Source organism: Rhodanobacter sp. TND4EL1 (assembly GCF_054061035.1).
The window spans coordinates 24151-43756 of the sequence record NZ_JBSSDT010000001.1 but is presented as its reverse complement, the minus strand read 5'-3'; the positions used below and the strand labels follow the sequence as shown (position 1 = coordinate 43756).

At 63.7% G+C, this 19606-nt stretch carries 24 protein-coding genes and 1 pseudogene; 6 read left to right on the top strand and 19 right to left on the bottom strand.

Going from position 1 to position 19606, the window contains the following annotated elements:
• Window positions 1-90: 90 nt before the first annotated feature.
• The 13 genes and pseudogenes from ACVWWQ_RS00255 to ACVWWQ_RS00195 form a co-directional block, all read right to left on the bottom strand.
• The gene (locus tag ACVWWQ_RS00255) at window positions 91-591 is read right to left on the bottom strand and encodes a hypothetical protein (protein ID WP_133950803.1); all 501 of its coding nucleotides are present in this window, start codon (window positions 589-591) and stop codon (window positions 91-93) included.
• A gap of 35 nt (window positions 592-626) precedes the next feature.
• A pseudogene (locus ACVWWQ_RS00250) lies at window positions 627-869 on the bottom strand (ATP-binding cassette domain-containing protein); the annotation flags it as partial.
• 202 nt (window positions 870-1071) lie between these two features.
• Entirely contained in the window at window positions 1072-1848 is a 777-nt protein-coding gene (locus ACVWWQ_RS00245) for a LytR/AlgR family response regulator transcription factor (RefSeq protein ID WP_457383330.1), read from the bottom strand.
• Window positions 1835-3085: a sensor histidine kinase gene (locus ACVWWQ_RS00240; RefSeq protein ID WP_457383261.1), complete on the bottom strand. Its 1251-nt coding sequence runs from the start codon at window positions 3083-3085 to the stop codon at window positions 1835-1837. The genes ACVWWQ_RS00245 and ACVWWQ_RS00240 overlap by 14 nt, the downstream gene beginning before the upstream one ends.
• A gap of 136 nt (window positions 3086-3221) precedes the next feature.
• Entirely contained in the window at window positions 3222-3692 is a 471-nt protein-coding gene (locus tag ACVWWQ_RS00235) for a GNAT family N-acetyltransferase (protein ID WP_099652401.1), read from the bottom strand.
• A 3-nt stretch (window positions 3693-3695) separates the two neighbouring features.
• Complete coding sequence (locus ACVWWQ_RS00230; protein ID WP_457383260.1) at window positions 3696-4490, bottom strand: dimethylarginine dimethylaminohydrolase family protein; 795 nt, start codon at window positions 4488-4490, stop codon at window positions 3696-3698.
• Window positions 4487-4672 (bottom strand): oxidoreductase-like domain-containing protein, encoded by a 186-nt coding sequence (locus tag ACVWWQ_RS00225; RefSeq protein WP_457383259.1) that lies wholly within the window; start codon window positions 4670-4672, stop codon window positions 4487-4489. Before ACVWWQ_RS00225 ends, ACVWWQ_RS00230 begins: the two co-directional genes overlap by 4 nt.
• A gap of 82 nt (window positions 4673-4754) precedes the next feature.
• Window positions 4755-5540 carry a class I SAM-dependent methyltransferase gene (locus ACVWWQ_RS00220; RefSeq protein WP_133950809.1) on the bottom strand — a complete coding sequence of 262 codons (786 nt, stop codon included), beginning with the start codon at window positions 5538-5540 and terminating at the stop codon, window positions 4755-4757.
• Between the two features lie 180 nt (window positions 5541-5720).
• On the bottom strand, window positions 5721-7460 hold the full coding sequence (locus tag ACVWWQ_RS00215; protein ID WP_457383258.1) for a tetratricopeptide repeat-containing diguanylate cyclase: 1740 nt from the start codon (window positions 7458-7460) through the stop codon (window positions 5721-5723).
• Between the two features lie 70 nt (window positions 7461-7530).
• Window positions 7531-7833 (bottom strand): hypothetical protein, encoded by a 303-nt coding sequence (locus ACVWWQ_RS00210; protein ID WP_133950813.1) that lies wholly within the window; start codon window positions 7831-7833, stop codon window positions 7531-7533.
• Between the two features lie 255 nt (window positions 7834-8088).
• Window positions 8089-8970, bottom strand: a complete 882-nt coding sequence (locus ACVWWQ_RS00205; protein ID WP_133950815.1) for an SAM-dependent methyltransferase — start codon at window positions 8968-8970, stop codon at window positions 8089-8091.
• A gap of 23 nt (window positions 8971-8993) precedes the next feature.
• Complete coding sequence (locus tag ACVWWQ_RS00200) at window positions 8994-9770, bottom strand: slipin family protein (protein ID WP_133950816.1); 777 nt, start codon at window positions 9768-9770, stop codon at window positions 8994-8996.
• A gap of 16 nt (window positions 9771-9786) precedes the next feature.
• Entirely contained in the window at window positions 9787-11178 is a 1392-nt protein-coding gene (locus tag ACVWWQ_RS00195; RefSeq protein ID WP_457383257.1) for an NfeD family protein, read from the bottom strand.
• 158 nt (window positions 11179-11336) lie between these two features.
• On the opposite strand from ACVWWQ_RS00195, the gene ACVWWQ_RS00190 reads away from it, so the two are divergent.
• Window positions 11337-11783 (top strand): cupin domain-containing protein, encoded by a 447-nt coding sequence (locus ACVWWQ_RS00190; RefSeq protein WP_133950819.1) that lies wholly within the window; start codon window positions 11337-11339, stop codon window positions 11781-11783.
• Here ACVWWQ_RS00190 and ACVWWQ_RS00185 read toward each other — a convergent pair.
• The 4 genes from ACVWWQ_RS00185 to ACVWWQ_RS00170 all read right to left on the bottom strand — a co-directional run bounded on the left by ACVWWQ_RS00185 (window position 11774) and on the right by ACVWWQ_RS00170 (window position 15109).
• Complete coding sequence (locus ACVWWQ_RS00185) at window positions 11774-12406, bottom strand: 2'-5' RNA ligase family protein (protein WP_133950821.1); 633 nt, start codon at window positions 12404-12406, stop codon at window positions 11774-11776. The genes ACVWWQ_RS00190 and ACVWWQ_RS00185 overlap by 10 nt on opposite strands.
• A gap of 36 nt (window positions 12407-12442) precedes the next feature.
• Window positions 12443-13294, bottom strand: a complete 852-nt coding sequence (locus ACVWWQ_RS00180; RefSeq protein WP_133950823.1) for a DUF3014 domain-containing protein — start codon at window positions 13292-13294, stop codon at window positions 12443-12445.
• Between the two features lie 100 nt (window positions 13295-13394).
• Entirely contained in the window at window positions 13395-14156 is a 762-nt protein-coding gene (locus tag ACVWWQ_RS00175; RefSeq protein WP_133950825.1) for an ABC transporter permease, read from the bottom strand.
• Complete coding sequence (locus ACVWWQ_RS00170) at window positions 14153-15109, bottom strand: ABC transporter ATP-binding protein (protein WP_457383256.1); 957 nt, start codon at window positions 15107-15109, stop codon at window positions 14153-14155. The genes ACVWWQ_RS00175 and ACVWWQ_RS00170 overlap by 4 nt, the downstream gene beginning before the upstream one ends.
• Window positions 15110-15238: 129 nt before the next feature.
• On the opposite strand from ACVWWQ_RS00170, the gene ACVWWQ_RS00165 reads away from it, so the two are divergent.
• The 4 genes from ACVWWQ_RS00165 (at window position 15239) to ACVWWQ_RS00150 (ending at window position 18128) form a co-directional block, all read left to right on the top strand.
• Window positions 15239-16459, top strand: coding sequence for an FAD-dependent oxidoreductase (locus tag ACVWWQ_RS00165; protein ID WP_133950827.1), 1221 nt, complete (start codon window positions 15239-15241; stop codon window positions 16457-16459).
• A gap of 106 nt (window positions 16460-16565) precedes the next feature.
• Window positions 16566-17099, top strand: coding sequence for a lipocalin family protein (locus ACVWWQ_RS00160; RefSeq protein ID WP_133950829.1), 534 nt, complete (start codon window positions 16566-16568; stop codon window positions 17097-17099).
• 52 nt (window positions 17100-17151) lie between these two features.
• Entirely contained in the window at window positions 17152-17619 is a 468-nt protein-coding gene (locus ACVWWQ_RS00155; RefSeq protein WP_133950831.1) for a MarR family transcriptional regulator, read from the top strand.
• 83 nt (window positions 17620-17702) lie between these two features.
• Entirely contained in the window at window positions 17703-18128 is a 426-nt protein-coding gene (locus ACVWWQ_RS00150) for an organic hydroperoxide resistance protein (RefSeq protein WP_099652414.1), read from the top strand.
• A gap of 58 nt (window positions 18129-18186) precedes the next feature.
• Here the strand turns inward: ACVWWQ_RS00150 and ACVWWQ_RS00145 are convergent, their stop codons facing one another.
• Complete coding sequence (locus ACVWWQ_RS00145) at window positions 18187-18663, bottom strand: PepSY domain-containing protein (protein ID WP_133950833.1); 477 nt, start codon at window positions 18661-18663, stop codon at window positions 18187-18189.
• A 113-nt stretch (window positions 18664-18776) separates the two neighbouring features.
• Complete coding sequence (locus ACVWWQ_RS00140) at window positions 18777-19121, bottom strand: zinc ribbon domain-containing protein YjdM (RefSeq protein WP_133950835.1); 345 nt, start codon at window positions 19119-19121, stop codon at window positions 18777-18779.
• Window positions 19122-19235: 114 nt separating this feature from the next.
• Between ACVWWQ_RS00140 and ACVWWQ_RS00135 the strand changes: the two genes are divergently transcribed.
• Window positions 19236-19601: a VOC family protein gene (locus ACVWWQ_RS00135; RefSeq protein ID WP_133950837.1), complete on the top strand. Its 366-nt coding sequence runs from the start codon at window positions 19236-19238 to the stop codon at window positions 19599-19601.
• The last annotated feature ends 5 nt before the right edge of the window (window positions 19602-19606 follow it).

The following is a 19606-nucleotide window of genomic DNA, read 5'->3' as shown; positions in this document are numbered from 1 at the left end:
ACGTCAAATCAGTGATTCTCAGTGTAAACGTTGCATCGCTCCCGTGAAGACTACGGCTCGTCCATCTGGTCCGGCATCGAAGCGGTTCGATCACCGATTCAGCACGGCGTGCTCCCGCCATGAAACGCGCATGCGGTTGTCCGAGGGCACCCGATCGATCAGTTTGTTGTACGGATCAATGCCGGCCTCGAACGGCAGTTCGTCGACCAACACGCTCAGGCTGGTCTGCGTGTGCGTGATCCGATGGCGTTGCAGATAAAGCACCCTGCCCTCGCCCTCATGCCCTGCCGGGCCGCGGGCAAACACGCCGACATCCATCCAGTCGTCCAGCCTGCCGGGCTTTTCGTTGCCGGCGCCATCGGCGTCGTATCTGGCCGCATGCAACTGCAGGGAGACCTGGTATTTGCCGTCCGCGCGTCTCGCGGCAACCGCCTCGACCACTCGATCGTCGTAGAACACGATTTTCTGGAACAGCTCGCTGATCATGGCCTGCTGATCGGGTGAACCCTCGGCTCGAATGAAGCCCAGCAGTTCCAGCGACGTCGTGTAAGGAGCCTGTTGAAAGCCCTTGGCCGCAATGAACTTGCGCAACGCGCGGTTCAGCGCGGCCTCGCCGAGTTCCTCGCGCCCAGGTGGCGTCGCAGAAGCTCAGGCTCGCGCAACACGTCGATGCGTACGCCGTCGACATCCAGCAAGGCGCTGCCGCCGTCGGCCTGCTGCAGGCTGGCCAATGTGCGCATCAGCGAGGACTTGCCGGCGCCATTGGGGCCGAGCAGACCGAACATGCCGCGCGGAATGTCCAGGTTGATGGCATCCAGTGCATGCACGCCGTTGGCGTAGGTCTTGCGCAGGTCGCGGATGGTCAGCATCGGAATCCCTTTCGTGAAGTGGCTGAGCTGGAATGCTAGTCACGCTCTTGCACGAAGTCCTCCGCGTCGCGACGAACACCTGCATCGCGCGACAGAACCGCCCGGAGCCGACGCGAAGTGCGCCACGGAGGCCGCCGTTCGCAAGGCGCAAACAGGAACGCCTGCGGAAACCTCCGCAGGCGTTCGGCGCGCATGACGCGTTCTACATGTTTCGGAACAGTGTCATGAACGGCTGGCTCACGCTCAGGGTTTCAGGACGCTGGCGCAGACGCAGCACGCCCTTGCCGGTGTCATCGCGAACCACGCCGGCGATCGCCTTCATGTTGACGATGGTCGAGCGATGGATCTGCCGGAACACGGCCGGATCCAGCACCTCCAGCAGCTCACGGATAGGCGTGCGCAGCAGCGCTTCGCCATCGGCGGTCATCACCGTGGTGTACTTGTTGTCGGCGCGGAAATAGATCACGTCATCGAGCAAGACCAGCCGGGTTTCGCGGCCGGTGCTGGCGGTGATCCAGTTCAGCGGCGGTTCGCCGGGAGCCTCGCGCGGTTGCGCGGCAAACTGGCCGATCAGGGCCGCCAGCGCCGCCGTATCCACCTGGCCTGCCGCGGCCCGCGCCTGCACACGTTGCACCGTGGCAGCCAGCCGTTCGGCCGCAATCGGTTTGAGCAGATAGTCGATCGCCCCGCGTTCGAACGCATCGATGGCGTATTGATCGTAGGCGGTGACAAAGACGATCTGCGTGGCCGGACTGCTTTGGGCACTCGCGGCGGCAACTTCCAATCCGGTCAGCCCGGGCATGCGAATGTCGAGAAAGGCCACGTCCGGCCGATGGTCGGCAATCGCCTGCAGGGCGCTGGCACCGTCCTCGCATTCGGCCACGATCTTCAGTTGCGGCCATGCGGTGGCCAGCGCACCCATCAGTGCCTGCCGCAGCAGCGCCTCGTCTTCGGCAATCACGCAATCAACCATGGGAATGCACCTCGCTGAAGCTGGCCGGCACGCTGATCGTGGCGGCGACGCCTTGCGGAAAATTCGCGGCGATCACCAGGCTCGCCGCCGCGCCGTAGATCAGCCGCAGGCGTTCGCGCACATTCTTCAGGCCGATACCGCTGCCACTGCCGCCCGCATCGAAACCGCGACCGTCGTCGGCCACGGTCACCGTCACGCTGGTGCCATGGGTTCGCGCAAAGATCCACACCGTACCTTCGCCCGGCCGCGGCTCCAACCCGTGTTTGATCGCGTTCTCCACCAGCGTCTGCAGCATCATCGGCGGCAAGGGTGTCCCGAGCAACGCCGGCGGCACGTCCAGCTGCAGATTCAGCCGCGCTCCCATGCGGACTTTCAGGATTTCCAGGTAGGCGCTGGACCGCTCCAGTTCATCACCCAGGGTGGACAAGCTGTTGTCGGTGCGCGGCAGTGAATGACGCAGATAATCGATCAGATGGCCCAGCATCCGCTCGGCACCCGCAGGATCGCTGGTGGTGAGGTATTGCGCGCTGGCCAGCGTGTTGTAGAGAAAATGCGGCTCAACCTGCGCCTGCAGAAGATTGAGCCGCGCGATCGCCAGTTCCTTCTCGGTGGCGCTCTGCGCCACCGCTGCCTTTTCGCCACGCCGGCGATCGGCCAGGGCCAGCGTGGTCGCCCGGGTGATCGCCTTGATGTTCTCCAGGTTGGCACCGTCGTCCAGCTGCAACCACGTGCCCCATGGTGCACTGACCGGCTCGCAGACCAGCACGAAGCTGCTGGCGCCCTCACCGCGGCTGACCGTGGCCAGGATCCGATTGCGCTGGCTGACGATCCATCGCATCGGGTCGAACCGGCCCAGCCAGTTGATGGCATAGGGGTCGGAATACGCGGTCACGGCGCGTACCTGCAAGCGGTCGCGGTTGCTGTCGATCTCCATGACGCCCGGCAGGCCGCGGATCACCGAATCAAGCAGGTCGAACGCTTCGTCGGCCTCCAGTGGAACCTCCACCTGGCGTTGCTGGCGGCTGGCCAGTGTCACTGCATCCAGCCGGCCATCCTGCATCATGCGCAGGCGGCCCAGATGCGAATGCGCGCGCACCAGCACGAACACCACGGTGACCAACCCGAGCAGCGCCACGAAGCTGCCCAGCGCCGACCAGATCCAGTCGGCGGTGAAGGCCAGCGCAAGAAACAATACGTACCAGGCGAAGACCAGCCGGGCCTGGAAAAGGAAACTTCTGATCACGGCAGATTCCAGCGATGAAAGTGTCTTCGAGAATAGGAAGACAGTGCCGCAAAGTCGCAGCCGATGCGACGAAACGCGGCTGGGCCCGACGAAAGCCGTGCGCGGGAGCAACTTGCCTGCAAAAACAGGCCATGTTTCATGACCGGTCCAACTGCATCGGCTGGGTCACCAGGCCATTGTCACTGACTTTCGGTGGGCCCAGGCACACGAAGCCCAGGTGCTGATAGATCGGCACCGCCATGGCCGACGCATTCAGGGTGAAGTGGCGCGTGCCGGCACGGCGGCACGCGTCACGCATCGTGCGCTGCCACAACCGGCGAGCAATGCCCTGGCCCTGCAGGCGCGTGCTGACGAAGAACTGGAACAGGTGCGTGTCGTCGCGCATCGCCGCCACGCCGACCAGGCGCGCCCCGTCCTGCCACGCCAGATGAAAGCGCTGGCCAGCCAGGATCTTGTGCCGGATCACCCGCGCGCTCATGCCGTAAAGCAGCGCGGGCGCGGCACTGGCCGGTTGGTCGGGCAGGATCCAGCGTCGGGTTACCCGGCGCGCCAGCAAACCGATCGCGAGCGCATCGTCCGGTCGGGCCAGCCGGTAACGAATCGGCATGGCTCACGCCGACGCGCGAAACACCAGGCTGCAACAGGTCACCGCACCTTCGGCCTTCTGCAGCTCGGAGACATCCACGACTGTCACCGCAAAACCGGCGTCGAGCAGCCGCTGCCGCGTGCGCGGAAAGCTGGCCGGCATCAGCAGCGCGTCACCGATGCGCGCCACGTTTGCCGCATGCGGCTCGGCCGGGTCGACCTCGACCACGCGGAAATCGGCGAAGCGCTCGCGCTCCACCCATGCCGGCTGCAACAGCACGGTGTCATCGTCGAGCTGGGTCACCGCGGATTTCAGATGCAGGCAGCCACGGGTCGGCACTCCCCGCACGGCGTAACCATGCGGCGCCAGCCGCTCGCGCAATTGCGCGATGCCCGCCGGATTGCTGCGCGCCGACTCACCGACATACAGCGTGCGACCCAGTCGCAACACATCGCCACCATCGAGCGTGCCCGGCGACTCGATCGCCAGCAACGGTCGCCAACCACCCAGTGACTCGGCCACGCTGGCCACTTCGCCACGGCGCGAGGGCGCACCCGGACGGGTCATTACCGCAACCTCATCCAGCACGATCGCCACGTCCTCGACGAAGACCGAGTCAGGCAGGCCCGGCTCGGCCGGCAAGGAGTGAACTTCACAGCCCAGCGCCTCAAGCGCTTGTCGATAGAGGTTGTGCTGCGCAACGGCCAGTTCCACATCGATCGGCTCGCGGTCGACATAGGACAACTCGCAATCGCCGAGCGTCGGACTCACGTCACGCGTGATGGCCAGCCACATGTTTCCCCCGGAACCCTGATTCATGGATGACGTGCACGCCACGCCGCCAGCGCCAACTCGTAACGTTCCAGCGCTTCCTCGTATCTATCGTAGACGCAACGCACACAGCCCTCGCCGCAGCAATCGGCGGCGTCGGGTTCGGCGGCTCGTTGCGGCGCCGGATCGTGGGGATCCGGCGCCGCGGGTGCATCGTCATTCACACTCACGGGGCTACCTGTCGGCATCGACACGGCCACCCGATGGTGCAGCGAAGCGCCGCCACAACTCAAGTCGCGCGTTTGTCCGGACTCACTTTGCCGGCTTGCGGAAGCGGAAGATGAACTGGTCGGTGTGACCGCGTATCGACTTGTCGAACACCTTCAGTTCATGCGTGTCGGCGGGGTTGCGCAGCGCCTTGCTTTCGCCGTCGAAGACGAAGCCGGCCGCTTCCACTTCCTTCTTTACCGAGGCCGGATCAATGCGATGCAGGGTATTGGTGTCAGCCAGGCCGGAGCCGGCCGGTGCAACGTGATCGATCACCACGAACAGCCCGCCGGGCTTGAGTGCGTCGAATACCTGCTTGTTGAACGTGGCGATATTCATCGGGCCCATGAAGGGGTCGTGGAAGTCGTGGTAATTCTGCGCGGTGAACACCAGGTCCACCGGGGCCGGCGCCTGCAATTGCGCGGCGGGCTGCTCCAGTACGCTGACGTTGGCGTAGTGCGGCGTGGCCGCCAGCTTCTTCCAGTTCGCCAGGCTTTCGGTATCGAACTTGCCCATCTCGTTCGGCCACACCGTGTAGACATGACCCTGCGGACCCACGATGGCGCTGAACACGCGGGTCCAGTAGCCGCTGCCAGGCACCAGTTCCAGTACTTTCTGGCCCGGCATGACTTTGGCGAAAGCCATCACTTGGGCGATCTTGCGACGGGTGTCGTCGACCTTGTCGAGCGAGCGCGCCGGGTCGTTCAATGCGTGGTCCACCACGGTGGCGGCAACGTCATGTTGTCTGGCCGCATGGGCGTCCGGGGCACGCGCCAGGGCGGCCGCGGGGAGTGCAAAAGTCAGCAAGGCAGCAAGCAGTGTCGGGCGCATGAGGGATCTCCACAGTGGCAGGTCAGCCGATTGTGCGCCCGATCGCTGGCGGCCGCAGCCTGCCCCGCGCGACCCGCGACAAGCCACCGGCCAAAAAACCCAGGCCATCGTCAACCTCGAGCGGTCAGCCGCGCCAGCCACGACGCGGGACCGGCTTTCGAAGATGAGTCACGATGCCTGTCAGGCGCGCTCGGTGGCCACGCCGGCGACGCGCTGGCGGGGCTGCGTGTCATCGCAAACCCTGACCCGATTGCGACCTTCGCGCTTGGCGCGGTACAGGCCGTCGTCCGCGTCGATCAGCAGTTTGCGCAAGTCATATCCGGAACGCTGGACCGTCGCCACGCCGAAGCTGGCCGAGACCGGCCCGCCAATGACATCGTCGCCACTGGCGGCGGTGGCAATCGCGCCGCGGATCTGCTCGGCGCGGCTGAGCGCCTGCTCCAGCGTGCATTCGGGCAACACGATACCGAACTCCTCGCCGCCAAGCCGACCGAAGATGTCGGTGGAGCGCAGATGCTGCTGGCAGGCCGCCACGGCTCGCTTCAGCACGCGATCGCCGACCGCATGACCATGCGTGTCGTTGACCAGTTTGAAGTGGTCAAGGTCGATCAGCACCAGGCACGCTTCGCGTGACGACTTCCGACAATATTGCAATTGCTGCTCGGCGGAGCTGACGAAGTGCTGGCGGTTGAAAATGCCGGTAAGCCCGTCGCGCCGGGCCAGCTTCATGAAGCGCAGTTGCGAGCGCTTGATGCGATAGGTCCAGAACGCGATGAAGGCCAGCACGGTCAGCAACAGGATGATATACAGCCGGCTCGCCTCGGAGGCTTTGCGGTCTAGCAATTGTTGCAGCTGCAGGATCTTGTTCTGCTTGTTCAGCGTGTCGACCTGCGATTTCTTGGCCAGCAGCTGCTGCTTCACCGTCTGGTACGCGAGTGCTTTTGCACTGATCTCGTTCAGATAGCCCTTGTCCGCAGCCATGTACTTTTCGTGGTACCCAAGCGCCAACGCCAGATCACCCTGGCGCTGCTCGATCAGATAGAGCAGCCGGTACGCCGTTACCTGCGATTCGATGACCTCGTTCTTGATGCTGCCGTCGATCGCAACAAGCGCGAAATGTTTCGCCATCGCCACATCGCCTACATTCCAATAGGCTTGGGCCAGCGTCGCGTCAAACTGGGAAATCAGCCATGGATAGTTGGTTTTCTCGACATCTGCGTAATTCTTCCGCAGAAGTTTGATGGCATCCTGGGAGTGCCCCCTGTCGATATCGAAGCCGGCTTCAAGGAAACGAATCCCGTTGGCCCAAAGAACGTCGTTCGCCTTGGCGCACGTTTCGATACCCTTCCGCAGCTTTTCATCGAAACCCTGCAATTTACCGCTCTTGTAGAGAGCGTCAATCTCCATGTACCAGGCTCTGCAGGCATATCCGCTGTTGTCAGGTTCCTCCTTGAACAATCTGTCTGCGTAGGCTGAAGCCAGATCGTATTGCCCCGCGCCATTGTAAAGAAAGGCCGCCGTGGCCAGGCCCTGTGCCCGGGCGTTTTTATCAGTGATCTCCGGCAACCGCTCCAATAGCTGGGTCAGGCGCACGAATGCCTCCTGATAACGCGATCCGTTGACCAGTGTATTGACTGCAGCGGCGTTTGCACGAAATTGCAGGGTGGCGTTCCCGGTTCCACTGACAACGGCGTCGTACTCCTGCAGTGCGCGCCCGTAATTGCCGCTATAACCACTTTCCCATGCTTCCAGGTAACCCAGCTCCATGCGCTGTTCGGCAGACAGGTCCGCCCTGCCGTCATCAAGCTGCTTCAGAAGCCTGACGAACTCTGCATGGTTCGATGTCCTCATGACATCCGCTTGCTTGAGCAAGTGCGACGAATCACCTGATACGGGCGTATTGGCAATGGCCGTACCCACGGACACGACCCATAGCAGCACGCTGCTGGCAATTAGCCGTCGAAGCCCGCTGCACAAACGGACCATCGGGTTAGCCTGCCAATTCCGAAGCGGAGAGCATGGAATCCTTCACGTCGCCGCCCTCACGCTCGGGAGCCTTTTCGTCCTCACCCTCACTTTCGTCTTCGTCTTCCTTGGCCGGAATCATCATGCCGAAAAGACCGCCCTGTCCAAGTAGCGTGTCCAGCCGGAATTTATCCTTGCCCAGAATGGCCATCCGTACTTCTGGATCAATCCCGGAATTTTCCAGCGCAATCTCCAATTCGTCTTGCGATCCGTAGCGCAATTGCGCGTCCCGCCCCATCTTTTCGAGAAAGCCGATAACGTCCGACATGTGTTGTATCCCCATTTTTGACAGATTCAATGAACACCGGGATGGCCCGCACCATCGAGCAGACACGCTTTGAAAAAGCCCCCAGAAACTTCAACACAAAGGCATGAGGCCAACGCCGATACCGAATCGATGCATAGGTGCGAACATCCTGTTGTGACCTGTCACGACGGCATCGGCCAATGACTCGCAAACTGCTTGATTGTCCGAAAAGACTTTCCCCCCGAAAGCACTCTCCGATAACCCCAAGCGCCAATACTAAGCCCGGCTGAGGTCAAAAACACCAATCTCGGACCCCATCCGTCCAATCAGGCGTCCCGATACCTCCGCGGCGGTGGCTTCGCTGGCCGTCACCAGATCCAGCGCGGCCAACCGGGCACGTATGGCGGCATCGGGCTGCAATGAACGAGCGGGTGGAACCACCACGGTATCGGGTACGCCGATATCGGCCTGTGGCAGGTCGCCGAGCGCCATCCGTTCAATCCGTGGTTGCTGGATCGGCAAGGTGGCGCTGCGATAGATGATCAGTTCGTGGTCCAGCGGGTAATCGCGCGCCAAGACATCGACCAGCACCTGCCGATAGGCCGGGCCGGTCGAGAAGCGCGCCAGCGATTGATCACCCACCAGTCCGACCTGCCATAACACCAGATACGCCGTCGGGTCGATCCGGCGCTGGTAGAACAGCAGCTGGCTGGCTTCGTAATGCTGGCAACCGAACCGGCCCGGATCAATGCCGAGATCTGCGTAGAGGCAATCCTCCGCCGAGATGCCCGGCTCCATGTGCGCGGAATAACCCTCGCTGCGGGCGATCTCGATCGACTTGTGCGGTGCCCAGGCGAACACGCCGGGGTGACCGTAGAACACCCCGCACACCCGCTTGCCCGCACGTACCTCGGCAAGAATGGCCTCCACCATCTGACGGTAGGTCAGCATGCGCGACTTGCCCTCCTTGTAATAGGGTTGCAGGCTGCGCACGTCCGCATGCATCTTGTTCAGCCACAACTCGACGATGCCATCGGAGAGCCCGGCAAACACGACATCCGCTTGCTCGATGTGGCTGCGCGCCAGCGGGCCCAAGTGCGAACCCAGGGTCATGCCCAGGCCGACGCAGACCAGGCTTCCAGCCGGGGTTGCACTCATGTTGTTTGCTCGTACGGGAAGAGTCAGTCCGTTTTACCCGAATCGCGCTTCGACGGGAACGCTTCCATCAACGGCCGGATCAGATCCAGCGGCAGCGGGAACACGATGGTCGAGGACTTGCCGTTGTTGGACATGTCGGCCAGCGTCTGCAGGTAGCGCAGCTGCAGTGCCTGCGGCTGCTGCGACAGCATTGCGGCCGCGTCGCGCAGTTTCTCCGCCGCCTGCATCTCGCCTTCGGCGTGGATCACCTTGGCCCGGCGTTCGCGCTCGGCCTCGGCCTGGCGGGCGATCGCGCGCACCATGGTCTCGTTGAGATCAACGTCCTTGATCTCGACGTTCATGATCTTGATGCCCCACGGATCGGTCGCTTCGTCGAGTGTCGTCTGCAAGGTATGGTTGATCGAATCACGCTGCGACAGGATCTCGTCCAGTTCGTGCTGGCCGAGCACCGAGCGCAAGCGGGTCTGCGCCAGCTGGCTGGTGGCCTGCAGGAAGTTCTCCACCTCCAGCACGGATTTGTCCGAATCCACCACGCGAAAATAGACCACCGCGTTGACCCGCACCGAGACGTTGTCGCGCGAGATCACGTCCTGCGGCGGCACGTCCATCACGGTGACCCGCAAGTCGACGCGGATCATCGTCTGCACCACCGGAATCAGCAGCACCAGGCCGGGGCCCTTGGTGCTGGTGTAGCGGCCCAGGGTCAGCACCACGCCACGCTGGTACTCCGGCAGAATCTTGACCGTGGCGAACAGCAGCATCACGCCAAGAATGACCAGTACACCGACAAATCCAAACATGCCTATCTCCTGCTTTTCATGAAATTTCCGTCTCGGCTTGCGCCGGCTCAACGCGCAACAGCAACCCGTGCCGGGCCAGCACGCGCACTCGGGCACCGGCTGGCAGCGCGGTGTCGCAATGCACGCGCCAGCGCTCGCCGCGCAACATCATCCAGCTCTCGCCGTCGGCCGCCACGGCCTGCAGCAGCTCGCCGGTGTCGGACAGCATCAATGCGTCGCCGCTGAACAAGCGGGTTCGTCGCGCGCGGAACACCAGCCACACGATCAGGCCTAGCAGGCCGGCCGCACACACGGCGATGCCGGCGATCACGCCCAGGTTGACCGCATAGCCGGGCACGCCACTGTTCATCAGCATCACCGAACCGGTGACAAACGAAACCAGCCCGCCGACACCGAACGCGCCCACGCCGGGGTTCACCGCCTCGGCCACCAGCAGGCCGATACCCAACACCATCAGCGCCAGTCCGGCATAGTTCACGGGCAACAACTGCAGCGCATACATGCCGACCAACAGGCTGATCGCACCCACGACGCCGGGCAGCATCGCGCCCGGATGCAGCACTTCCAGACCGAGGCCGAACATGCCGCCCAGCAGCAACAGATAGGCAATGGTCGGCTTGGTGATGATCGCCAGGAAACGGGTGCGCGCGCCCGGCGCGTAGGCACGGACCGTGGCGCCCTGCAGCTCCAGGGTGACCGTGCGGTTGCCCACCGTCACCTTGCGTCCGTTTGATTTGGCCAGCAGATCACTCACGTCGCTGGCCACGAAGTCGATCACTTGCTGTTTCGCCGCCTCACTGGCGGTCAGCGTTTCCGCACCGCGCACCGCCTGCTCGGCCCACTCGGCATTGCGCCCGCGCTGCTGCGCCAGCGAGCGGATGTAGGCGATCGCGTCATTGGTGACCTTGTGGGCCTCGGCGCCACCCTCGCCCTTCTTGTCATCTGCATCGCGTGCCGCCGAACCGGCGGACGCAGGTTTCGGCTTGGCGGACGGCAGCGGCGTGCTGCCACCCAGCGATACCGGCGTGGCGGCGCCGAGGTGGGTGGCCGGAGCCATCGCGGCGATCTGGCCGGCATACAGGATATAAGTGCCGGCCGAAGCAGCCCGCGCGCCGGCGGGCGCAACATAAACCAGCACCGGAAGGTCGCTGGCCAGCATGGCCGAGATGATCTGCCGCATCGATTCAGACAAGCCGCCCGGCGTATCCAGCTGCAACACGATGGCTTTTGCACCATCGCGCCCGGCGCGTTGCGAGGCATCCGCGAAGTATTCGGCGGCCGCGGGACCGATCGGGCCGTCCAGCGTGATCTGCGCCACCATCGTCCCGGTGGGCTTCTGGCCAGCCACCGGTGTGTTCGCCGCCCAGCCGGGGAAGCTCAGGATCGCCATCATCGCGATGATGCTCATCCGCCACCAACACCGTGTCATCACGCCGACCTCCGTCAGACATCAGGACCATCAGGTCACTGTACCTGCTCGGGTGTTCAAAAAGCGGTCAGGCGCCGCGTCATGCCGGACCGCGGACGCAGGCACAATGCGCCCACAGCCACCGAGGGAAGCCGCTCATGCCGAAGATCGACATCGCCCAAGTGATCACCCGCCAGGGTTCGGATTATCCCCCGCCGTACGATAAGGCGGTCAGTCCGCGCATGCGCAAGGCACTGGGCCGCGCCGGCGGACTGGTGGACCTGGGCGTCAACCTGGTGCAGCTTCCCGCGGGGGCGTGGTCAAGCCAGCGCCACTGGCACACGCGTGAGGAGGAATTTCTCTACGTGTTGAGCGGCGAGGTCACCAACGCCGGCGAGCAGGTGCTGCACGCTGGCGATGCGGCCGCGTTTCCGCGCAACGTGGATGATGGCCACCATCTGATCAACCGCAGTGGGGAAACGGCCGTCTATCTGGATATCGGCAGCCGCTGCGACGACGACGCCTGCCGCTACTGCGACATCGACCTGGATCTCCCGCCAGGCGCGGAGCACTACTCACACAAGAATGGAACGCCCTACGCGTGAGGCGTCTGCACCCGCTGCACGCCGCCGGGCTGCAGCGACCATTCGGCCAGCGTGTGGTAATCCGGCGTGCCGCCCACGCTGTCCAGCAGCGCCAGTCGTTCCACCCGCCACGCGACGGGTTCGATCGAAACGGTCTCCAGTGCACGGCCTTCGCCGTAGGCAATCGTCACGTGCGGGGTCAACTGGCGCTCCACGTGACGCCCCTGCCCGGCCAGGATCAGGGCGCCGCGCAAACCCTGCCACAGCGCCTGCAATGATTCGGGAAACTCGGCGCTGCGCAAGATCCACGGCGGCTGGCTGGCGTGGAAACTGGTGGCTTCGTTCAAGATCCAGTCGAACGGCCCGGTGGACAGGCGATCGGCTGCGGCAATGGCGGCAGCCACGACGTCCTGCTGCAACGACGGATGATCGCCAAGGAAATGCAGGGTGGCGTGATAGCGCTGCGGCGCGACCCAGCGTGCCCGCAACGCCGGATGCGCTGCCCTGACCGTCTGCGCGGCCTGTACCAGTTGCCCGCGGATGGCGGCATCCGGCAATAGCGCGAAGAACAGCCGATGGAGATCGGCAGGTCGTGTCGTGGTGGCACCGAAAAGATCGGGCTGCGAGTGATCGGCTGGGGACATCGAACGGCCATCAATGGGTCGGGTCAACGAGCGATTCTAGCCGGCACCGTCCCCGGAAGCGGCGCCCATGTTCCGGCCGACCAGTTGTGCCCGGATGGTCCGCAGCTTCGTCTTGATCCGGGCCTCGCCCTCCGGCCCGATCCGGATCATCAGCTTCTGCCCGGTGGACAGCGACTCCAGCGCCGGATCGGCGTAGACGTAATACGACTTCGAGCGCAGCACCGCCGGCGGCTGGGCCGGCTGCGGCGCCGCCAGCAAGTCATCGATGACCACGATCAGGCGATCGTTGAAATAGCCCTTCGGGTAGCCCAATTGGCGATAGGCCTGCTGGAACAGCGGATACGCATGCACGTACCACCTCACCAGCGCCTTCGGCTCGGTGGCATCGACCACCTGCAGGTAGGGTGCGTAGCGCGCGCTGTTTTTTGCCCCGAGCTGCATGGAACCCGCGGCATCGTCGACCACGACCGCGCCCTTCGGCGTGTGGGCCGGCAGGGTGAAGGACCCGAGCGCCTCATGACGCGGCAGTGCATCCAGTGTCGAGACGATGCGCTCGATGATGCGCTGGCGAATCAGCAACGCCGAAAGATCGCTGCCGCCGGCCAGCCTGGCCAGCGCGTCCGCCACGCTTGCGTCGCTGCCATCCAGCGCCGGCAGCGGAGCGGTCGAGGCGCTGGCCGGCGCCGTCTGCGCCTGCTCGATGGGATGCTGGACCGCAGGTTCGCCCACCGCGCCGCCCAGTGGCGCCGTACTGGACGCCTCGGTCGCCACGGCCGGCGTCTGGCTGACGTGCATCGCCTTGCGCGCCAGATACACGCCGCCCGCCGCGATGGCAAACACCAGCACCGCTGCGGCGATCCAGTTACCCGTTGAAGTCTGCTTGCCCATGCTTGGCTCCTGTTCGATGCGCGAATACCCTGCTTGGACTCATCGCGCGCCGAATCGTTCAGGTCGCCTGCGCAGGCGCTCGCATCAGCGGTTGCCGTGCTTACGCCTTGAGACGATAGCCGCTGCGGAAGATCCACCACACCAGCGCCAGGCAGATCGCCAGGAACACCATGGTCATGCCGAGGCTGACCCCGATGCTGACATCGGCCACGCCGTAGAAACTCCAGCGAAAACCGCTGATCAGATACACCACCGGATTGAACAAGGTGACCTTCTGCCAGAACGGCGGCAGCATGTGGATCGAATAGAAGCTGCCACCCAGAAAGGTCAGCGGCGTGACGATCAGCAGCGGCACCAGCTGCAGTTTCTCGAAGTTGTCCGCCCAGATGCCGATGATGAAACCGAACAGGCAGAAGGTCACCGCGGTAAGCAGCAGGAACGCCACCATCCATAGCGGATGCTCGATATCGAAGGTGACGAACAGCCGCGCGGTGACCAGGATGATCGCGCCCAGGATGATCGACTTGCTGGCCGCTGCCCCCACATAGCCGGCCACGATTTCGAATGGCGACACCGGTGCGGAAAGAATCTCGTAGATCGTGCCGACGAATTTCGGGAAGTAGATGCCGAACGACGCATTGGAGATGCTTTGCGTCAGCAGCGACAGCATCACCAGTCCGGGCACGATGAAGGCGCCGTAGCTGACCCCGTCGATGCCGTTCATGTGCGAACCGATCGCCGCACCGAAGACCACGAAATACAGCGAGGTCGAGATCACCGGCGAGATGATGCTCTGCAACAGGGTGCGCCAGGTGCGCGCCATTTCGAAGCCGTAGATCGCACGGATGCCGTGAGTGTTCATGCGCGCGCCCTCAGCAGATCCACGAAGATGTCTTCCAGCGAGCTCTGGCTGGTTTTCAGATCCTTGAAGTCGATGCCGGCCTCGGCCAGCCGCCGCAGCAGGCCGTCGATGCCGGTGTGCTCGCTCTGTGCGTCGAACGTGTAGACCAGCTGCTGGCGATCGTCGGACAACTCCAGTGCGTAGTCGACCAGCGACGCCGGCAAGCTCTCCAGCGGATTCTGCAACTGCAAGGTGAGTCGCTTGCGCCCCAGTTTGTCCATCAGGGCGGTCTTTTCCTCGACCAGGATCAACTCACCCTTGCTGATCACGCCGATCCGATCCGCCATTTCCTCGGCTTCCTCGATGTAGTGGGTGGTCAGGATGATGGTGACGCCGGTGTCGCGCAGCGCGCGCACCATGGCCCACATGTCGCGCCGCAACTCCACGTCCACACCGGCGGTGGGCTCGTCCAGAAACAGGATGCGCGGTTCGTGCGACAACGCCTTGGCGATCATCACCCGGCGCTTCATGCCGCCGGACAGGGTGATCAGCTTGTTGTCTTTCTTGTCCCACAGTGAAAGGTCCCTGAGCACCTTCTCGATGTGCGCCGGGTCGGGTGAGCGGCCGAACAGCCCGCGGCTGAAACTGACCGTGTTCCATACCGTTTCGAAGGCATCGGTGGTCAGCTCCTGCGGCACCAGGCCGATCTTGCTGCGCGCGGCGCGATAGTCACGCACCACGTCATGCCCGTCGGCCAGCACCCGGCCTTCGCCAGGGTTGACGATGCCGCAGATGATGCTGATCAAGGTGGTCTTGCCGGCACCATTGGGACCCAGCAAGGCAAAAATCTCGCCTTGCCGGATATCGAGGTTGATGTTGTTCAGTGCCCTGAAACCGGACGCGTAAGTCTTGCTGAGTTGCTGCACGGCGATGATCGGCGGCACGCGAATTTCCTGGCAAAGCTCGGGGGACATGCATGGTATGCCCGCCACCGCCTGGCGGCCAGCCAAAATGCCAATCTCACCAGAATCGCGGCCTCACGAAGCACAGACACGCGACCACCGACGCTGCCACGATCGAACCAACAGCAATGGTGCACGGCGATGGACCTGAAAAGCGGCTATCCGTTCTGGGCAATCAGCAACGGCTTGATGCATGCGTTCCCGCCGCTGTCGCAAGACATGCGCGCCGACGTGGTGGTGATCGGCGGCGGCATCACCGGCGCGCTGATCGCGAATGAACTGGCCCAGGGCGGCCATGATGTCATCGTGGTCGAACAACGCGACATCGGCTGGGGCAGTTCGGCCGCGAGTACCGCCCTGCTGCAGTACGAGATCGACACGCCGATGACGGAACTGGCCAGGCGTTTTGGCGAGGCCGATGCCGCGCTCGCCTACACCGCCTGCGCCGAGGCGATACCGCAACTGGGCGCATTGGCGAACGAGGTGCGAGACGTCGGTTACCGGCGAAACACCAGCTTGTACTACGCCAGCAGACGCCATCACGTGCCCGCCATGCAGGACGAATTGGCGCTGCGCCACAAACACGGGCTGTCGGTGCAGTGGCTGTCCGCCGATGCGCTGCGATCCGAATTCGGAATCGAGGCACCCGGCGCGATCCTGAGCCAACTCGCCGCCAGTCTCGATCCGTATCGGATGGCCAGCCGCTTGTTCATCCGCATGGAACGGACCGGAACGGCGGTCTTTGATCGCACGCGGATCGACGCGATCGAGTCGACCAGCCGGGAAGTCACCCTGCGAACCGACGACGGTCTGGTGCTCCGCGCCGACCATGTCGTGGTTGCCGCCGGCTATGCCGGCCAGAAATGGCTGGACGCTTCCGTCGCGAAAAACCGCAGCAGTTACGCCTTTGTCACCGATTCGCTGGATCGCGCGGCCCTGCACGGGCTGGCCGACACCATGGTGTGGGAAAGCGCGCGACCTTACCTTTACATGCGCACGACCAGCGACAACCGCCTGCTGGTCGGCGGTGAAGACGACGCCATCGACATTCCCGCCTTGCGCGACGCCCGCGTCGATCGCAAGGCGCGCAAGCTTGTATCCAAGGTCGCCAAGGCCATTCCCAGCCTGCAACTGACGCCGGCGTTCGCCTGGGGAGGTACCTTCGCGGAGACCGATGACGGCCTGCCGTTCTTCGGGCCGCATCCGCAGTACGGGCCACGCGTGCATTTCGCGATGGCCTACGGCGGCAACGGCATCACTTACAGCATGCTCGGCGCGGGCCTGATCCGCGCCCTGATCGAGCGGCGGCCCCACCGCCTGAAATCGTTGTTTTCGTTCGAGCGGCTGGAACGCAAAGCGTGACGCCGACCCGGCCGGCGACGCCCGCTCACCAACCCGTACGCGCGTGCTGCATCCGGCCCGGCAACAAACCCGTAGCATGAGTTATCGCACCAGACGGATACCCGCCATGCCACTGCTGATCCTTTTGCTTGCCTCGCTGGGTTTCACGGCATCCGCCACCGCGGCCACGTTACCCAATGAACCGGTGCGCTCGCTCGACCTGAATCGCTATGCCGGCCAATGGCACGAGATCGCGCGGTTGCCGATGTATTTCGAGCGCAAGTGTCTGGACGGGGTCACCGCCACCTATTCGCCCAACGCGGACGGCACGGTGCGAGTGGCGAATTCGTGTCGCACCCACAAGGGGCGAATGTCGGTCACCGGCGTTGCCCGAATCAAGGACGGCCAGCCCGGCGCGCTCGAAGTACGCTTCGCTCCCGGCTGGCTAGGCTGGCTGCCGGTGACCTGGGCCGACTACTGGGTCATCGAGGTGGATCCGGGCTACCAATGGGCGGTGATCGGCAGCCCCGGCCAGAAACACCTGTGGATACTGGCCCGAAAACCCACCATGGATGGTGCGCTGCTCCGCCTGCTGAAGGAGCATTCGCGCCAGCGTGGCTATGACGTCGACCGTTTGATCATCACCTCACCGCAGGAATAGGCACATCGACACAGCTTGCGATTGAATAGCGCGCTATGTAATATGCCGAACCATGACCTCCACGCGCTCCACCTCGAAGCCCGTCGCAAAAGCCACCCCCCGGCTGGATGCCCAGTTGTGCTTCGCCCTGTATTCAGCCGGGCTGGCCATGAACAAGGTCTATCGCAAGCTGCTCAAGGCGCTGGACATCACCTACCCGCAGTATCTGGTGATGATGGTGTTGTGGGAGGACGAAAGCCTCAGTGTCTCGGAGATCGGCGAGCGTCTGTTCCTCGACTCCGCGACCCTGACCCCGCTGCTCAAGCGGCTGGAAGCGGCGGGCCTGGTGACCCGGCTGCGCTCCCGAGACGACGAGCGCCATGTGGTGATCACGCTGACCGCCCGGGGCAAGGCGCTGCAGGCAAAAGCTGGCCAGGTCCAGGAGTCGGTGCTTTGCGCCACCCGCTGCGCGCCAGAACACCTGATGCATCTGAAACAGGAATTGCAGGAATTGCGTAGCAAGTTGGCCACCGACAGTTGATGGCCCATATCGTTTGTTCGTTTAAATAGCGCACTATATATTAGCGCGCGATCATGTAAGTCAGCCCACAAAGGAAGTACGCCATGTCCATCGAAAAAGTTCTTTACCGCTCCAAGGCCACTGCCACCGGGGGCCGCGACGGTCGCGCCGTCTCCTCCGATCAGGTGCTCGACATCAAGCTCACCACGCCGAAGGAACTCGGCGGCGCCGGCGGTGACGGCACCAACCCCGAACAGCTGTTTGCGGCGGGATATTCAGCCTGTTTCCTCGGCGCAATGAAGTTCGTCGCGGCCCAGCAGAAACTGACCCTGCCGGCCGACACGCAGGTCACCGGACAGGTCGGCATCGGCCCGATCCCGACCGGCTTCGGCATCGAAGTCGAATTGACCATTTCGATCCCCGGCATGGCGCGCGCGGACGCCGAGACCCTTGTGCAGCAAGCGCACATCGTGTGCCCGTATTCCAATGCCACCCGCAACAACATCGACGTCACGCTTTCCGTCGCCTGAGTGCGGCACTTCCCTGGCCTGACGCAACGCCGTCAGGCCAGGGATCAAGCTGGACCGATCAGATCAACAGCAACAACAGCGGCACCAGGATGCCGGCGCCCAACACCGCACCGAACGTGGCCGGGCGGCGAATGAAGCGCCAGGCCATGTACAGCCCGCTGAGCACCGACACCAGCAGCCCGAACGCCACCAGCGCGAAGAAGACCTTCATCGGCAGCAGGTTCTGTTTGGCGGACCGCGCTGGCTCGACAGGCGCGCTTCGCTCAGGCGCGGCTTGGGACGGTGGTTTTTCATCGCCTGCCTGCGCGGGCGGGCGCCGCCGTTGCGGCGTCACCAGGGTCTGCTTCTTGTGCAACTGGGCCGCACTGGCGAGCCACGCTGGCGGCACATACGTGCTGCCGCGTGTGGTCTCGTGCAGACCGAACACCTGCAGGCCGCCGGTGACCGCGAAGAACAGCAGCATCGGCGCGGTGAATACGCCCAGGTAGAGATGGATCGAACGGAGCGCGCGCAGGAGTCGATGGGTGGATGACATGAGGCAATGTTGTCCTTCGGGCTAGTGCTGCACTGTAGTGGTGCGAGGTCCGCGGAACCCATGGCGAGCCGCAGGTTGCACAGCGGTGCCGCTGATGCGAACGGGCGGCGACCTCAGGCCTTTTTAAGGAAGCAAACCTTCAGCACCAATCCCTTGATCTTGTCCGAGCTGCCTTCGATGTGCTCGTCGTCACCATCGACCAGGCGAATCTGGCGGATCACGGTGCCCTGCTTCAGCGGGATGGACGAACCCTTGACCTTGAGATCCTTGATCACCGTGACCGAATCGCCGCTGTTGAGCACGTTGCCATTGACGTCACGTACCACCAGCACCGCGCCGTGCCCGTCTTCGACAGGCGCGATCGGCCATTCGTGGCCGCAATCGGCGCAGACATGGTTGCTGCCATCGGGATAAGTGTGTTCCATCGCGCACGACGGGCAGGCTGGAATATCGGACATGCAGCGTTTCCGGGACGATCAATCGGGCCGCGAGTATACGTGCGCGGGCGTGCTCTTCACATTGTCCACATGGACAACGCGTTAAATGTGCTCCATCGCCCGCGGAGAAACATCATGACTGCCCACCAGGTTCTCGCCACTGTTGCCGTGAGCGACTTCGCTGCATCCAGCGCCTGGTATTCCCGCCTGTTCGGCCGGGACCCCGACAACAGCCCCAACGCGGCATGCGCCGAGTGGGAAATCGCTCGACGCACGCGCATCCAGCTGCTGTCCAGAAGTGCATGCCCCGGACCCGGCAGCCACGCCGGCGCCACCTCCGTCGGCATCATGGTCGACAACCTCGACGAGATCCTGCACATGCTGCAGGATCGTCATATTGATGTACCGGCGCCACAACTGGCCACCCACTACGTCCGTTTCGCGCCGGTTTGCGATCCGGACGGCAACATGGTGACCTTCGTCGAATCGGCGATGTCGTGAAAGCG

Excerpts from the sequence above, each read along its gene's own strand:
- ACVWWQ_RS00235 (WP_099652401.1), bottom strand. The coding sequence starts at position 3,692 with ATGCCGATTCGTTACCGGCTGGCCCGACCGGACGATGCGCTCGCGATC.
- ACVWWQ_RS00230 (WP_457383260.1), bottom strand. The coding sequence starts at position 4,490 with ATGAATCAGGGTTCCGGGGGAAACATGTGGCTGGCCATCACGCGTGAC.
- ACVWWQ_RS00220 (WP_133950809.1), bottom strand. The coding sequence starts at position 5,540 with ATGCGCCCGACACTGCTTGCTGCCTTGCTGACTTTTGCACTCCCCGCG.
- ACVWWQ_RS00210 (WP_133950813.1), bottom strand. The coding sequence starts at position 7,833 with ATGTCGGACGTTATCGGCTTTCTCGAAAAGATGGGGCGGGACGCGCAA.
- ACVWWQ_RS00205 (WP_133950815.1), bottom strand. The coding sequence starts at position 8,970 with ATGAGTGCAACCCCGGCTGGAAGCCTGGTCTGCGTCGGCCTGGGCATG.
- ACVWWQ_RS00200 (WP_133950816.1), bottom strand. The coding sequence starts at position 9,770 with ATGTTTGGATTTGTCGGTGTACTGGTCATTCTTGGCGTGATGCTGCTG.
- ACVWWQ_RS00195 (WP_457383257.1), bottom strand. The coding sequence starts at position 11,178 with ATGAGCATCATCGCGATGATGGCGATCCTGAGCTTCCCCGGCTGGGCG.
- ACVWWQ_RS00190 (WP_133950819.1), top strand. The coding sequence starts at position 11,337 with ATGCCGAAGATCGACATCGCCCAAGTGATCACCCGCCAGGGTTCGGAT.
- ACVWWQ_RS00185 (WP_133950821.1), bottom strand. The coding sequence starts at position 12,406 with ATGTCCCCAGCCGATCACTCGCAGCCCGATCTTTTCGGTGCCACCACG.
- ACVWWQ_RS00180 (WP_133950823.1), bottom strand. The coding sequence starts at position 13,294 with ATGGGCAAGCAGACTTCAACGGGTAACTGGATCGCCGCAGCGGTGCTG.
- ACVWWQ_RS00175 (WP_133950825.1), bottom strand. The coding sequence starts at position 14,156 with ATGAACACTCACGGCATCCGTGCGATCTACGGCTTCGAAATGGCGCGC.
- ACVWWQ_RS00170 (WP_457383256.1), bottom strand. The coding sequence starts at position 15,109 with ATGTCCCCCGAGCTTTGCCAGGAAATTCGCGTGCCGCCGATCATCGCC.
- ACVWWQ_RS00165 (WP_133950827.1), top strand. The coding sequence starts at position 15,239 with ATGGACCTGAAAAGCGGCTATCCGTTCTGGGCAATCAGCAACGGCTTG.
- ACVWWQ_RS00160 (WP_133950829.1), top strand. The coding sequence starts at position 16,566 with ATGCCACTGCTGATCCTTTTGCTTGCCTCGCTGGGTTTCACGGCATCC.
- ACVWWQ_RS00155 (WP_133950831.1), top strand. The coding sequence starts at position 17,152 with ATGACCTCCACGCGCTCCACCTCGAAGCCCGTCGCAAAAGCCACCCCC.
- ACVWWQ_RS00150 (WP_099652414.1), top strand. The coding sequence starts at position 17,703 with ATGTCCATCGAAAAAGTTCTTTACCGCTCCAAGGCCACTGCCACCGGG.
- ACVWWQ_RS00145 (WP_133950833.1), bottom strand. The coding sequence starts at position 18,663 with ATGTCATCCACCCATCGACTCCTGCGCGCGCTCCGTTCGATCCATCTC.
- ACVWWQ_RS00140 (WP_133950835.1), bottom strand. The coding sequence starts at position 19,121 with ATGTCCGATATTCCAGCCTGCCCGTCGTGCGCGATGGAACACACTTAT.
- ACVWWQ_RS00135 (WP_133950837.1), top strand. The coding sequence starts at position 19,236 with ATGACTGCCCACCAGGTTCTCGCCACTGTTGCCGTGAGCGACTTCGCT.